This window comes from Paenibacillus taihuensis, assembly GCF_003386535.1.
GTDB classification, from domain to species: Bacteria; Bacillota; Bacilli; order Paenibacillales; family Paenibacillaceae; genus Paenibacillus_Z; species Paenibacillus_Z taihuensis.
In genome coordinates, this window is the sequence record NZ_QTTN01000009.1 from 45,359 (window position 1) to 59,536 (window position 14,178).

10 protein-coding genes are annotated in these 14,178 nt (G+C 54.4%); 6 read left to right on the plus strand and 4 right to left on the minus strand.

Annotated features, from left to right (window positions below; all coding sequences use genetic code 11):
* Positions 1 to 186: 186 nt before the first annotated feature.
* Positions 187 to 2,499, minus strand: coding sequence for a glycoside hydrolase (locus A8990_RS09790; RefSeq protein ID WP_116188846.1), 2,313 nt, complete (start codon positions 2,497 to 2,499; stop codon positions 187 to 189).
* Between the two features lie 194 nt (positions 2,500 to 2,693).
* Here A8990_RS09790 and araC point away from each other — a divergent pair, with 194 nt between their 5' ends.
* From araC to A8990_RS09810, 4 genes are all read left to right on the plus strand, one after another.
* Entirely contained in the window at positions 2,694 to 3,530 is an 837-nt protein-coding gene (gene araC / locus A8990_RS09795) for an arabinose operon transcriptional regulator AraC (RefSeq protein WP_116188847.1), read from the plus strand.
* A 140-nt stretch (positions 3,531 to 3,670) separates the two neighbouring features.
* A complete protein-coding gene (locus tag A8990_RS09800) occupies positions 3,671 to 5,251 on the plus strand; it encodes a spore germination protein (protein ID WP_116188848.1) in 1,581 nt (526 codons plus the stop codon).
* A 34-nt stretch (positions 5,252 to 5,285) separates the two neighbouring features.
* Positions 5,286 to 6,503, plus strand: a complete 1,218-nt coding sequence (locus A8990_RS09805; RefSeq protein ID WP_116188849.1) for a Ger(x)C family spore germination protein — start codon at positions 5,286 to 5,288, stop codon at positions 6,501 to 6,503.
* A 21-nt stretch (positions 6,504 to 6,524) separates the two neighbouring features.
* Positions 6,525 to 7,649 (plus strand): GerAB/ArcD/ProY family transporter, encoded by a 1,125-nt coding sequence (locus tag A8990_RS09810; protein ID WP_116188850.1) that lies wholly within the window; start codon positions 6,525 to 6,527, stop codon positions 7,647 to 7,649.
* Here A8990_RS09810 and A8990_RS31485 read toward each other — a convergent pair.
* The 3 genes from A8990_RS31485 to A8990_RS09825 all read right to left on the minus strand — a co-directional run bounded on the left by A8990_RS31485 (position 7,587) and on the right by A8990_RS09825 (position 11,656).
* A complete protein-coding gene (locus tag A8990_RS31485; RefSeq protein WP_181909492.1) occupies positions 7,587 to 8,075 on the minus strand; it encodes a YczF family membrane protein in 489 nt (162 codons plus the stop codon). The two genes, A8990_RS09810 and A8990_RS31485, sit on opposite strands and share 63 nt — an antisense overlap.
* 119 nt (positions 8,076 to 8,194) lie before the next feature.
* On the minus strand, positions 8,195 to 9,829 hold the full coding sequence (locus A8990_RS09820) for a response regulator (RefSeq protein WP_116188851.1): 1,635 nt from the start codon (positions 9,827 to 9,829) through the stop codon (positions 8,195 to 8,197).
* Positions 9,830 to 9,841: 12 nt separating this feature from the next.
* Positions 9,842 to 11,656 carry a sensor histidine kinase gene (locus A8990_RS09825; protein ID WP_116188852.1) on the minus strand — a complete coding sequence of 605 codons (1,815 nt, stop codon included), beginning with the start codon at positions 11,654 to 11,656 and terminating at the stop codon, positions 9,842 to 9,844.
* A 178-nt stretch (positions 11,657 to 11,834) separates the two neighbouring features.
* Here A8990_RS09825 and A8990_RS09830 point away from each other — a divergent pair, with 178 nt between their 5' ends.
* The gene (locus A8990_RS09830; protein ID WP_181909493.1) at positions 11,835 to 13,235 is read left to right on the plus strand and encodes an ABC transporter substrate-binding protein; all 1,401 of its coding nucleotides are present in this window, start codon (positions 11,835 to 11,837) and stop codon (positions 13,233 to 13,235) included.
* Positions 13,236 to 13,290: 55 nt separating this feature from the next.
* Positions 13,291 to 14,172, plus strand: a complete 882-nt coding sequence (locus A8990_RS09835; RefSeq protein WP_116188854.1) for a carbohydrate ABC transporter permease — start codon at positions 13,291 to 13,293, stop codon at positions 14,170 to 14,172.
* Positions 14,173 to 14,178: the final 6 nt, after the last annotated feature.

A 14,178-nucleotide genomic window follows, 5' to 3' on the forward strand; every position in this document is an offset into this window, starting at 1 on the left:
GCAGGCTGAGAGAGCGTATTTGCTCTCTCCGCTTCTTCCTCTCGCAATCTGCGACTGCTTGGAGCTGCGAGGGGGACCGAGAGTCGGATTCTCCGACTCTCGGCAACCACTCTTGTATTGCGTTTGTGTGGTAGAAGGCGTATGGGTGAGTGCGAGAATTTAAAAAACTAGTGTAGGAGCTCAACCCTACTGCTTATAAAACTCCACATCATCCGCCGCGAGCCAGTTGTTCGCATTCGCGATGGAGTAGAACGCGATCTCCGCCGTCCCGTTCGTGACGTTGATGTTCGGGATCGAAATCTGTGTCCACGTCGACGCCGCCCCGATGTTCGCCGTCAGCTGGCTGCCGCCGTAGTTCTTGGCGACCATCCACGCGGTGGACTGCCCGCCGCTCGATTGCACCCATGCTTTCAGCGTATACAGACCGCTCGGCAACCCAGTCACCACCTGGTACGTGTACACCTGATACGCCGAAGCTTTCCAATGAACCAGCTTCAAATTGCCGGTATGCGGGACGACTTGAGCGCTTGTTTCCACATAGTCCGCATCCGCGTCCGTGCCAGCCGTACCCGGCCATGTGCTCCAGCTCGTAATCGTCTGCGACGAGCTGCCGTTCGCCTCGAAGCCCGGGTTCGTCGCCAAGTTCACCCCCGCCGTCGACACAGTAACCGAGTCCGCCGAAACAAATGTGTTCGAAGAGCTCGCATTCTTCGTGCCGGTCACCGTGACCTTCAGCGTATGCGCACCCGAAGCGAGCGTGCTGCTGGTCCAGAGCGGAATATTATCGACCCTGCTCGCCGAGTAGAGATCGACATTCGTTGCTGTGCCGCCGTCGACGGAGACGGCCATAATGCCGGAGTCGGACGATTTCGGCCCGCTAAGTACGATGTTCGTGCCTGTAAAATTCACCTGAAAATAGCTGTTCGTCGTATTCGAATAATGAACATCATTGTTGTACGCACCCGTCTGGCCGTTGTAGTAGTTCCATGTGCCGTTATACGTGAACGCCGACGCCGTATCGTTAATCGTCTGCTGCGTCGGTGCATATGTAACGCCTGAGATCACATACGTCGTAATCGAGTTCGCGTTCGCCGTTGCCGTGAACTGCTTGCCCGACATCGTCGGCGCTGTCACCGATGCGAGCGATTCTGTATTTGAAGTTCGATACGCGGAAGCCGGCGTACCCACTGTCGTAAAGCCGCTCAGATCATACGTCACGCTGTTGCTCGTACTCGAATTGTTCAGCGTCACAACGACGAGCTTCTGGGAAGCCGGATCCCATGCGGCGAGCGAGTTCGCGTCATTTACGCCTACGATCTTATAACCTTCGCGAATGTACTTGCTGAAATTGCCCATCGCATAATATTGTTTCGTCACGTTATACGTCTGATTCGCATAGTCGGCATGGATCAGCCCCCAGCTTGTGTTGCCGCCGACATCCTCCGATTCCGACTCTAGCGCATCCCACACCGCCCACACGGAAGCGCCGGATTCCTTCATATCCTTCATAATCATCGAAGCGAGCGCGAGCCCAGGCTGCACATCCGTATGCGTATGCCCTGCCGAACCGCCGGTGCCGTACTCCGACATCCACAGCTTCTTGCCGCTCGTCGCAGCTGCCACTTGAATGCCCGAACGGTTGGAGCCGCCGTACGTATGGAAGTTGATTTTCGCCACATCGTTCTTCGTCGTGCTGCTAAAACCGTTCCACTGGCTAACCGCCGTATCGACGCTCTGGAAGTCGCTCGCCGTCACCTTCGTCGTACTCAGCAGCCCTTTCGTATTCAACGAATTGTACGTCTGCTGAATGATCGCCTCTTGACTCGCCGCATCGAAGTGCGCGCCCTCCTGCGGACCGCCTGCCGTCCAAGAACCGTCCGGCTCGTTCAGCGGATCCAGGTACTCGAAGTTCACGCCCCAGCTATCGCGAAAATGCTTCACCACCTCCGTCAAATAATCGACGAACGCACCGTAATTCGAACTAGCCAGATTATCGATATAGCCAGGATTGTTGCCTGCCGAATCGCCTGAAATCGTCATGAAGTACGGCGGCGAATAGTTGACCGCCTCCACATGGTTCGCCCCCCTAGCCATCGCAAGGCTCAGCATCGTCCGCTGATTCGCATCGCGCGTCCAATCATAGACGCCGGCCGATGTCATGTAGCCGGGAACTGCCGCATCCGGACGCAGATGCGTATGCGACGGGTTATCCCCGCCGGAAATATTGTACCGTGCGACATTCAGACCGATGCCGGAAGTCGTCGTGAACAGCAAATCCGCAATCGTACCGCGTGTAGTCGAAGGCCAGCCCCCGACCATATTCGCCCACCAAGACAGCGACGTGCCCCAACCCTCTACCGTCTGGCGCTGATCGCTTGGGGAGACGACTGCAGTATAAGCGGCCGCGTAAGCTCGACCCGTGAAAATTCCTGGAGCTGCAGAAAGCAAGAGCAAGATGGAAAGCGCAAGCGAGACCGGTTTTAATCGCCTAAGTACCATTTCACTTCCTCCACTTCGTTAGTAGTGATGGTTCACTTTCATTCATGGCGCGGCAGCCGCGTCACTTGCATGCCCCCCTTCCTTAAAGCCGAATTAAGCGCTTTCATATTATAAGAAACAGCGCTACTATTAGGAATGTAGAATCATGCCCAATACCCGTACAATACTGCTATTGTGAAGGGAACTGTGAGCGAATGAAGATGGTGCGCGATCATCTTGGCCGGGACGAGACTCCCGCTCCGCAGCCTGGCATTCTGCATATGGATCATTATGATTTGCCCTATGGCTATTCGACCTTCCGTTTGCGAGGGACGAAGGATTGGCTCATCATGTACACCATCTCCGGACAAGGCATCGTCCTGGACGGCGATCATCCTCTCTTTAGCCGCTCAGGCGATATGATCCTCATACCGCCGAACACACCTCACCTCTACTACACGGCGCCAGGAACCAATTGGGAGAAAATGTGGTGCCACTTCCTGCCGAGGCCCGCTTGGACGGACTGGCTTGCCCTGCCCATTCCTTCGAATCCGATTACCCAGCTGTCTATTGAGCAAGATGAATCCAAACAACGAATAGAAACGGCGTTCAAACGTCTTCAGCATTACAGCCACAGCCATTATCAAGTGAGCACGTACCGGGAAGAGCTTGCGCTGAATGCACTGGAAGAGATTTTGCTGCTTACAATTGGCCAGACCGCAAACCCGCGAAGCATCGACAGCCGGATCAGAGAGGTTCAGGTTTACCTCCAGCAGCACTATGCGAAGGAATGTCAGATCGAGCATCTTGCCAAGCTGGTCTGTCTATCGCCCTCCCGCCTCGCCCACCTGTTCAAGGAGCAGGTGGGCGAGACGATTATCGACTGGCTGATCAAGCTGCGCATGAAGCATGCGGAACGGCTCATTCGATTCTCGCCGCGCAACATAACGGAGATCGCGTACGAGGTCGGCTTCCATTCACCGGACTATTTCACACGCAAATTCAAACAGTTCTATTCGGTCAGCCCGACCCAATTTCGCAAGCAGCTCTAACCGGACATACAAACAACCAAGCAAGCCGATGAACCTATTCATCGGTTTTTTCTTTATTTTTAGGTAAAAAAGGAAAAACGAGGCATACTAACCGATGCGATGCTATTTCACCCATGCAGCGAAGGAGGCTCAGACTGTAGATGATCAAACGATCTACGCGTTCCAAGAGCGGTGGCAAAGACAATGGAAACAGCGGTAGCGGCAATCTCTCTGTGCCTCGCGGACATCTCGAAACCGGCCTTAATGACAACATCGACAGGATCAGATCCGAGGTCGCTGCAAGCCCTGACCTTATCGTGCGCCGTTTTACGCTTCGGACAGGACAGAAGCAGCACGTTGCGGCCATCTATCTGGAGACGATCACGGATAAGGAAATGGTGAACGAATTCGTCATGCGTTCATTAATGTCGCCATTTCTGCCAGAGATGCCGCCGGAAAACGATGCGTCGCCTGAAGAAGCGTTCAAATATATTTGCGATAACGCGCTAACGGTCGGACAAGTCGAAGTGCTCGACAACTGGACGACCATGCTGCTGGAGCTGCTGACAGGCAAGACCCTCCTCTTCGTCGACGGCTGGGATCAATGCATCAGCTGCAGCACAATCGGCGGCGAGACGCGAGCGGTATCGGAAGCGAGCACACAAGTCGTTATTCGCGGACCGAAGGACAGCTTCAACGAATCGCTGCCGACGAACATCGCGCTGGTCCGCCGTCGGATACGCAGCGAGAAATTCGGCTTCGAGGCGATTAAGATCGGTAAAGTGACACAGACAAACGTCGCCATGCTGTATATTGAAGGCATCGTCAAGGACGAGATTAAGCAGGAGGTCCGGAAGCGGCTGGAAAAAATCGATACCGACGCCATTCTGGAGTCCGGCTACATCGAGGAGTTCATCGAGGATAATTGGAGCTCCCCCTTTCCGACGATCTATAACACAGAACGACCCGATGTAATTGCGGCGAATCTGATCGAAGGACGCGTTGCCATTCTTGTAGATGGTACTCCGTTCGCGCTGATTGTTCCGACGATTCTGCCTCAATTTTTTGCTTCGGCCGAGGACTATTATCAGCGGTATGATATCGGCACCTTTCTCCGCTTGCTGCGGTATGCCGCCTTTATCGTCTCGTTGTTCGGTCCAGCCGTCTATATTGCTCTAACGTCGTTTCATCAGGAGATGCTGCCAACAACCCTGCTTATTAATTTATCCGGCGCGCGGGAAGGCGTGCCGTTCCCTGCATTGATCGAAGCCTTCTTGATGGAGCTCAGCTTCGAGATCCTGCGGGAAGCAGGCGTCCGGATGCCTCGGGCTGTCGGACAAGCGGTATCGATTGTCGGTGCGCTCGTGCTTGGCGAAGCAGCCGTTCAAGCCGGCATCGTATCGCCGATCATGGTTATTGTCGTGGCCATCACGGCAATCGCGAACTTCTCCATTCCGGCGTACAACTTAGCGATTACCGCACGACTGCTGCGTTTTCTCTTCATGATTGCGGCGGGCATGATCGGCTTCTACGGTATCATTCTCGGTCTTATCATGCTGGTCGCCCACATGAATGCGCTGCGTTCATTCGGCGTCTCGTTCCTGTCTCCGCTCGTTCCGTTCAAGTTCAATCAATTCAAGGACTTCTTCGTCCGTCTCCCGCATTGGAGCAATACAGAGCGGCCGGATGACATGACAGACAATACGACTCGGATGGCGCAGGGGCAGAAGCCTCAAACTTAGAAATCCCTTAAGGCACAAGGAGGTACAGGTTCGGATGAATGCAAGCATTCGCTTCTTGAAGCTTACACTGGCGGCAGCCGTCCTGATCGCTTCCGCGCTGCTCGTCACCGGCTGCTGGAACAGCCGTGAGCTCAATATGCTCGCGATTGTAACCGCAATGTCGATCGATAAAACGGACAATGACGAATATTCATTGGCATTTCAGGTCGTCATGCCCGGCGAGCTCAGCAATTCGGTGAAAGGCGGAGGAGGAGGCGCGCCTTACTCCGTATACACCGTAAAATCGAAGACGCTGTTCGAAGGCATCCGAAAGGCGTCGAAGCAAGTGCCGCGGCAGCTCTTCTTCTCGCACATCCAGGTTGTCATTCTGGGCGAGCGACTCGCCAAGAACGGGATCGAGGAAATTTTCGACTTCTTCGAGCGCTCCCACGAGGTTCGACTGACGTCCATGCTGCTCGTTGCGAGAGGAACGAAGCCGGATCTGCTGGTCAGCACGCTCGTTCCGCTCGCGCCGATTCAGGCGGAAGCCCTGATGGGATCGTCCGAGTTCTCGTCGCGAATTTGGTCAAACTCGCCCAACATCGGCATCGACGATGCGATCCGCAAGCTCATCAATCCGGGCGTTGAGCCGTCCATGAGCGGACTTAGGCTCGTCGGCAACGAGGAGGAGGCTACGAAGAAGAGCAGCCTCGAGACGACAAGGCCGCCCTATCATCTCGAAATTACCGGCGTTGCCCTCTTCCGCGAAGGCAAGCTCGTCGGCTGGCTCGACAATGATAAAGCACGGGGGTACATGTTTGTCGTCAACAAGATGAGCAGCACCATCATGAATCTCAGCTGCCAGGACAAGCCTGATGCGCTCGCGCTCGAAGTCATTAAGAGCAAGACGAAGACGGACGTCTCTGTGCAGAATGACCGCGCCAAAGTGAAGATCACCGTCATGGCTGAAGGCAATATATCCGAGGTGAAATGCGCCGTTCCGCTGGACGATCTTGCCGAGCTGAACAGGATGGAGAAGGAATGGGGCGATACCGCTATCGCGGATATGACAGGAGCGATCAAGCGCGCGCAATCGCTCCATACCGATGTGTTCGGCTTCGGCGAGGTGCTGCAGCGGCAGCATCCGAAGCAGTGGAAGAAAGTGGAGAGCCAGTGGGGGGACAAATTTACCGACGCGGAAATTAGTATTGCGTTCCAGGGTCAGATTTTGCGGACAGGCATGAGAGGCAAATCGCTGATGGAGAAACCTTAGGCTAGCTAGGAGGCATGCGGCATGAAGAAGACGATCGAATATATTGGCCCGATTCATCTTTTTGCATGGATTACCTTATTCCAGCTCGGTACGGCTGTCGTCATTCCCGTCGGCATGGATGCGAAGCAGGACGCCTGGCTCGTCACGCTCACCGGATGCTTGATTGGCATCCTATTCTTCGCCATCGTAAGCGGGGGCTTGTACAGGCTGTATCCCAGCTTGATGTTTACGACTTATACGCGCCGAATTATCGGGCCTTTCCTAGGCTGGCTGCTCGGCTTCGGCTACCTGCTCTATTTCATGTACATCGCGAGCCGGAATACGCGCGACTTCATCGATCTGCTTACGGCCGCTGCCTATGATGCGACCCCTATGTTTGCTCTAGGCGTGTTTATGCTTATCGCGGTCGGCTACATCATTAGCCTGGGAATCGAAGTATATGCCCGTACGGCGTTCATCTTCTTCTTGATGTGCTGCGGCGTGTTTATGTTTATTATCCTCTTGGTCATCTTGTCGGACCTGTCGGATTTCCACCGCATCCAGCCCATTCTAGGAGAAGGCTGGAAGCCGATCTGGAAAGCGCTGCTCCCGACCGGACTCACGTTCCCTTTCGGTGAGATGATCGTCATGACGATGTTTCTGCCCTATCTGAACAAGAAGTATAAAGCAGTGCGGATTACGACGGGGGCTATGGCATTCAGTGCGGTTCTGCTGTGCATCGCGACCTTCGTTAACATCTCTGTGCTCGGCGTCGAGATCGCATCAAGAGCGACCTTCCCGCTATTCACCTCACTAAGCCGGCTAAGGCTTGCCGAAATCGTACAGAGGCTGGACTCCGTCGTGCTGTTCCTGCTCATCATTACGAGCTTCTTCAAGATCGGCACGTTCATGTTCGCCTCCATCCTGGCGGCGAGCGATCTGTTCAAGGTCAGCAACTACAAGACGCTCGTCATGCCGATCGGCGTCATCGTGCTGCTCACTTCGCTGACCATTGCAGGCAACTTGACCGAGCACTTGAAGGAAGGGCTCAAGCTCGTCCCGTACTACATGCACCTTCCCTTGCAATTTGCGATTCCGATCTGCTTATGGCTTATTGGCTTGATTCGACGGGGCATTCGTAACAGACGTTCTGCTGCTTCCTCCTGAACGAGCGCCGGCTTTGGAAGACGTGCCGTCTGAACCGCCTGAACTGCCTGAACCGTCTGGACTGCCTGAACTGCCTGAACCGTCTGGACTGCCTGAACTGCCTGAACTGCCTGAACTGCCTGAACTGCCTGAGCTACCCGAACTGCCTGAACTGCCTGAACGGCCATTGCTAGAACCACCATTGCGATCTGTCTGTTTGCCTGGCAGCATGCGCTGTACCAACAAGTAGAGCGACTTGCGGAAGAACATGAAAATTAAGCCGAGCAAAAGAAATTTCTCAATCGGATCAAGCATCAGAAACGGAAACGTGAAATTGCGAATCATCCGGTGTGTCGACAGGTTCATCAGCATATCCATCGTTAAGTCGACGGCAAGGAGACTTGGCAGAAGCAGCGCAAAAACCGCGTAGGGCTTCACATTTTTCATAACTGGCTCACGCTCCGTTTCTCTTCGTTGAACGTATTATTTCCCAAAATGCCACCGGACACGCATGAACGACAAAGACCGCCAGCTATGCTGACGGCCTTTCCTTGCATCTGTTCCTTTTACGCCTTCTCCTGATATTCACCCGGAGGAATGCCAAAAAACTGTTTAAACACGTGAGAAAAGTGCTTGACGCTGACGTAGCCGACCTTCTCCGAAACGGCATACACTTTATGGGCTGGCTTAACCCGAAGCAGCTTGGCGGCATGCTCCATGCGGACGCGCGTCAAGAACTTAATATACGATTCATTATCGTTCTGCTGGAACAGATTGCTAAGGTACCCCGGAGTAACGCCCGTTTTCTCCGCAATAAGCGCGAGGCTAATCGGTTCCGCATAATGATCCATGATGTAAGCTTTGGCTTTCTTGACGATTTCGTGCTCTTCTTCGCCTGCCGTCTCCGGCCAAGTAAAGCCTGCAAGCGCAAGCGGCTGAAGCATATCGCGGAAAACCGAAGAAACCGTCTCCTGCGATGCCGATGCGGACAATCGCTCCTGCCTGCTGGCCTGCTGCAAGCGCAGCATGGCGCTCTCATAATCGGTCAGCGGCGCATCCTCCTGGCTTCTGCGCAGGCTGCGAAGCAGAAACAGCCCGAACCGGAGCAGATGCTCGGCCGAATAAGCGTCCATGAGCTCGATGTAGGATTTGAGCGCCAACGCAAAAGCGCTGCCATGCGGCTCCGCCATCGCGGATCGAATCCCTGCAACGGCTCTTTCCAATTTCGTAATGTCATGAACACCGGCACCGGCTCCAGCTTCAGCACTGTCGTCCGCGAACAAGCAAGCTGAAGAATAGAAGAGCCTTTTTTTCAAAAGCGAGAGCGCTTTGCGATACGATACATTCAGCTGAAGCGATTCGTTCTCTACGGTACCGATTGCTCCCCAGACCTCAAGCCCTGTCATCGTCCGCATCGTTTCGCTGATGCTCGCGAACAGCCGCCGGCACTTTCCCGCCAGCTCAGCTTCGTTGTCCGCGGTAACGAGGAGACAGGTCCGCTGCTCCCTATCGAAAAATGGCGTCGCGCCCGTCTCAGCAGCGGTAAGCTCGGCCGCAGCCTGATGCATAATATAGTGAAACATCGGCAGATCGCGCGGCGAAATGTCCCTCTTCAGCAGCTGGCCTTCGTCCAGCTCAAGCGCCATAACGACGCCTTCGGCTTCAATCAGGCTGGCTTTCATTCGGTACAGCAAAGGATATAGCGCTTTGATCTCCGCGTAATTCTCGGAAATGACGGCTTGCAGGAAATGGTGAACAACCTGCGTTCTGGTCGTTTCAGACAAGCCGACCATCGTCTCGTGGGCGATCCTTCTGGCATGTTCCAGCTTGAGTTGTTCCGCTAATTTGCTGAGCATGCCGATAAGCTCCGTCTTGACGACCGGCTTGAGCAAATACTCGCAAACGCCATGGCGCATCGCTTCTTGAACGAGGGCGAACTCGTCATATCCCGATAGAATGACGATTTTCAAATTCGGGTACAGCTGCGCCGCGTTGCGAGACAGCTCTAGCCCGTCCATGACCGGCATCTTGATATCCGTAAGGAGCAAGTCAACCTGGCGCCCGTCTCCCAGCAGGTCAAGCGCCTCCTGTCCGTCCCCGGCTTCTCCCTCGAATTGCCACTCGGCATGCAGCTCCGACAGATGATTCCTGATGAATTCGCGCGTCAACGGCTCGTCGTCGACGACAAATAAACGATACATTCGCGTTCCTCCTTAGGCTGCTTCGCCGGGCAGCGTGATGATGACCATCGTTCCTTTGCCAAGCGCGCTATGGATGCTCAAGCCGTAATCGCTCCCGTATTTGGCCTTGATCCGCTTGTTCACGTTGACCAGCCCAATTCCATTATGGGAAGAAGTCCCAGCCCCAGCCGGAGACGCAGCCGGAGACGCAATCTCGGAATCGTCCATTGCGCTTACTTTCGCCTGCAGACGGGCGAGCGCGTTCTCGTCCATGCCGACTCCGTCGTCTTCGACAATCAGCTTGAGGACGCTTCCGTTTCTTTCGGAGCGGATCGAGACGGTCGTCTTCTCCTTCCGCTTCTCGCAGGAGTGATGAATCGAATTCTCGACGATCGGCTGTATCATGAACGAAGGAATTCGCATCGCATGCAAGGATGGCTCGATGTCGACGGAGTAAGCCAATCGGCCGTCGTATCGGCTGCACTGAATGCCCAGGTAAGCATGCAGCAGATCGATTTCCCGCTGCAGGGTGACATCCTTATCTCCCTGCGTCATGCTGCGCATGATGCTGCTCAGCCTGTTGATATGGTCGATCGCCTGCTCCACTTTGCCGGACTGCATGGACAGGCTGATCAAATTCAGCGTATTGAACAGAAAATGCGGACGGATCTGGCTGTGCAGCGCGCTGATCTGGGCTTCCTTCTGCAGCAGCTTCGTCTCATATACTTCCTTGACGAGCTCGGTATTGGCCGACAGCATGTCGCTGATCTTGGACACGAGCCGGTTGAAGGCGAAACCGAGATACCCGATTTCGTCGCGGCGCATGCTTTGAAAGCGAAGATCCAGGTGGCCGTTCTCCACTTCCTTCATAAGCCGGACGATCGCGAGCAGCGGCCGGACGAAGCGGCGGATGATCAGGACGAGCACCAGCAAGGCGAACAAGCAGCTGGCAACCGCGAATATAAACGCCATATTGCGCGTTTTGAGCGCATGCTGGTTCATCTCGGAAACGGAATTCACCGAAACGACTTTCCAGCCTAGCTTCGGTATGGAAGCGGTGTTCACCAAGTAACCGTCCACGATCCGGCTGCCCGTGACGCCCGTATTCGCGGCAGCAAGCGTCTGGAACCGGGAATTGGTCGAATAGATGGACAGATTGCGATCATCGAGGAGATACAGGCCTCCGTTCTGTGTCATCTTCGCTTTGTCGCAGATGGCGACAATCCCTTCATAGTTGGCGTCCGCCTTGATAACGCCGATAATTTTCTGGGTATTGCTTATGCTCCGCAGCTGCTTGACAATAGAGAAAACGCTTACTTTTTCGTTCGCATTCGGCTGCATGTAATTAGGCACGAAGATGTACTCTTGGGTTTTGAGCGCGCGCTTATACCATGTATAGGTTTCAGGCTTGTCGTCAGGCACGATCTTCGTCGGCAGCCTGGCGCTGGAGTAAATTTGGTCCGTCATGATCGAGATGCGCAGGATGTCCTTGCGCGGATAAATCATCATATCGTCGAGAAAGCCTTCGATAAGCCGTCTCTTCTCGAGCTGCCCAAGCTCTGTCGCCGGAGGAGCGTCCTCAAGCGATGCCATGACCGCGGCATTCCGGTACGGAAACAGCGTAAGCCGGTACAAGTCGTCGAGGTACGTGTCTATATTGAGCGAAACCTGCTCGATGATCTGCTGGACACGCTGCGAGGATTGGTTCTCGAAGTCCTTCGTATATTGCACGTAGGAAAGATAGGATTCCAGGAAGACGGAGCCCAGAATAAGCATGCCCGTCATTAGGAGAAGCTTCGTCTTGATGCTCCAGTCGCGGTACCTCATGAAGCCTGCGGCAGTTCTCATGCGAATTCACCTTTCCATCCCCTATTGTATGCGTCTTCATTATACAAGAAGGCGGATGCTTGCCGTAACCGTTTCTAGAAATCCCGTACCAAAAGTCGAATTTTCCGGTGTTTCGTCCACGATCGGGCTGCCGTTATGATGAATGTGCAAGCGACAAGACAAAAGGGAGGAAATGAAAGTGGTACACAAAAAATTGTCTTTGCTTCTGTGCTCGATGCTAATCGTGGGGGGACTGGCCGGTTGCGGAAAAAATAATAACGAAAGGGCAGACGCGCCGTCGGATTCAGGCAGCGCCTCGACTTCGTCTACGAATTCGAACGCGGCTTCCGATTCGTCTTCGAATGATTCGTCTTCTTCCTCGAACGAAGACAGCCCCGCCTCGCAGGAGAAAGTAACGCTCAAATTCTTCACCGGCAAGGTAGAGACGGTAGATCTGATCAATTCCTTCATTCAGCAGTTCGAAGCGGAAAACCCGAACATTCACGTCGAGCAAGAATACCAGAAGGACGCGAGCAGCGTCATCAAGGTGAAATTCGCTTCCGGCGACGTTCCGGACATTACGACGGTTGTCGCGCAAGACTACATCGACCAAGGCAAGTACCTCGATCTGTCGAATGAGTCGTTCTGGTCCCGCATTCTTCCCGCCATCAAGGATCTGTGCACGGACATCAAGACAGGCAAACAGTTCAAGGTCGCAACGAACGTCACGATGGCAGGCATCTTCTATAACAAGAAAATATTTTCGGAGCTGGGCTTGAAAGAAGCTTCAACGTGGACCGAGTTTCAAGGCAACCTGCAAACGATCCACGACAAGAAGCCCGATGTCGTGCCGATGTTCCTCGCCGGCAAAGATTCCTGGACGCTCGGCCACCTGATCGAGTTCATGGCGCACGGCGTCGTCAAGCAGCAGCTCGGCGTAACGGAAGCGCGGAAAGCGTTCATTAACAACGATTCCGGCAAGCTGAAGTTCGATGCGCCAGGCAGCGGCATCGATCTGCTCGCGGGACACCTCCTAGACCTGAAGAAAGCCGGTCTGATCAACAAGGATGCGCTCACGGCAACGTACGACAACCAGAAGGAAGCTTTCACAAGCGGTAAATCCGCACTCTTCACGCAAGGCATGTGGGTGCTGGGCGACCTGCTCAAGCTGAACCCTGACATGGCTGGCGACATCGGTTTCTCTCCGTTCCCTGCGCTCGCTGACAACCTGAAGCCCGTCACGCTGTCCGCCGAAGATTCCGTTTACGCCATTACGTCGGAATCCAAGCATCCCGAAGAAGCGAAGAAGTTTCTGGACTTCCTGTTCAAGCCTGAGAACCTGAAGGCATACAGCGAATTCCTGAAGCAGCCGTCCGCGTTCACCGATGTCAACGCGGATTGGGGTCCGCTGAAGGATCAAGCTTCCGCCGCTCTTGCAGCCGGCGTGAACATCGCATTCACGGATTCGCCTGCCGGCTTCTCCGGCGACGATGCGGGCCGCATGATGCAAGAACTGCTGGCGGGCAAATATAAAACATCGCAAGACTTTGCCAAAGCCTACACGGAAGCATGGAATAAAGGCTGGGGCACGACGAAATAAGACGGCAGATTCGCATTGCTTATTCCGAATATGACTTGTTCAGGAGAGAGAAACCATGCAAACCTTCAGAAAGCTAAGCGCGAATCTGCATCTGTACATGGCGGTTCCCGCCATCCTGCTGTTCGGCGTCTTCTTCATCTATCCGCTGACCAGAGGAATCGGGATCAGCTTGACGGATTCGAACGGGATTACGGCACCGCATTTCATCGGCATCAGAAACTTCATCGATTTCTTTCATGATGATCGCGCCAGGACCGATGTGCGGAATACGATTTTGTTCGCGCTGGGTAGCGCTCCGCTGCTGAATATGTTCGGGTTGCTCTACGCCCTGCTGCTCGACCGGAAGATGGCCGGCAAAGGAATCGTGCGGACGATCGTCTATTTGCCGGCCGTCATCAGCCCGCTCATCATGGGCTATATCTGGTACTTTATCCTCCAGCCCGAGCGCGGCTACATTTCGCATGTGCTCCAACAAGTGGGACTGGAAAGCTGGGACGTAAACTGGCTCGGGGTGAGCTCCTCCGCTCTTGTCGTGCTGATTCTGGTAAACGTATGGCAATACGTCGGCATGACGATGATCATATTCTTGGCCGGCCTGCAATCCATCCCTGCCGAATTGTACGAAGCAGCCCGAATCGATGGAGCGGGCGACCGCTCCTCGTTATGGCATATTACGCTGCCGCTGCTCTATCCGGCGATCAAGATCAACGTCGTCACGAATATTATCGGCTCCTTGTCCGTCTTCGACATTATCGTCTCGCTGACGGACGGCGGGCCCGGCTACGCGACCGAATCGCTCAGCATTTACATCCTTCGCATGCTTTACGGCAATTCCACCGGCTACTCCACGGCGGTAGCACTGATTATGTTCATCATCATCATCATCCCGGTCTTCGTCTTTCTTAAACTGACGAGAAAACGCGAATACGAGCTGTAAGGGGGA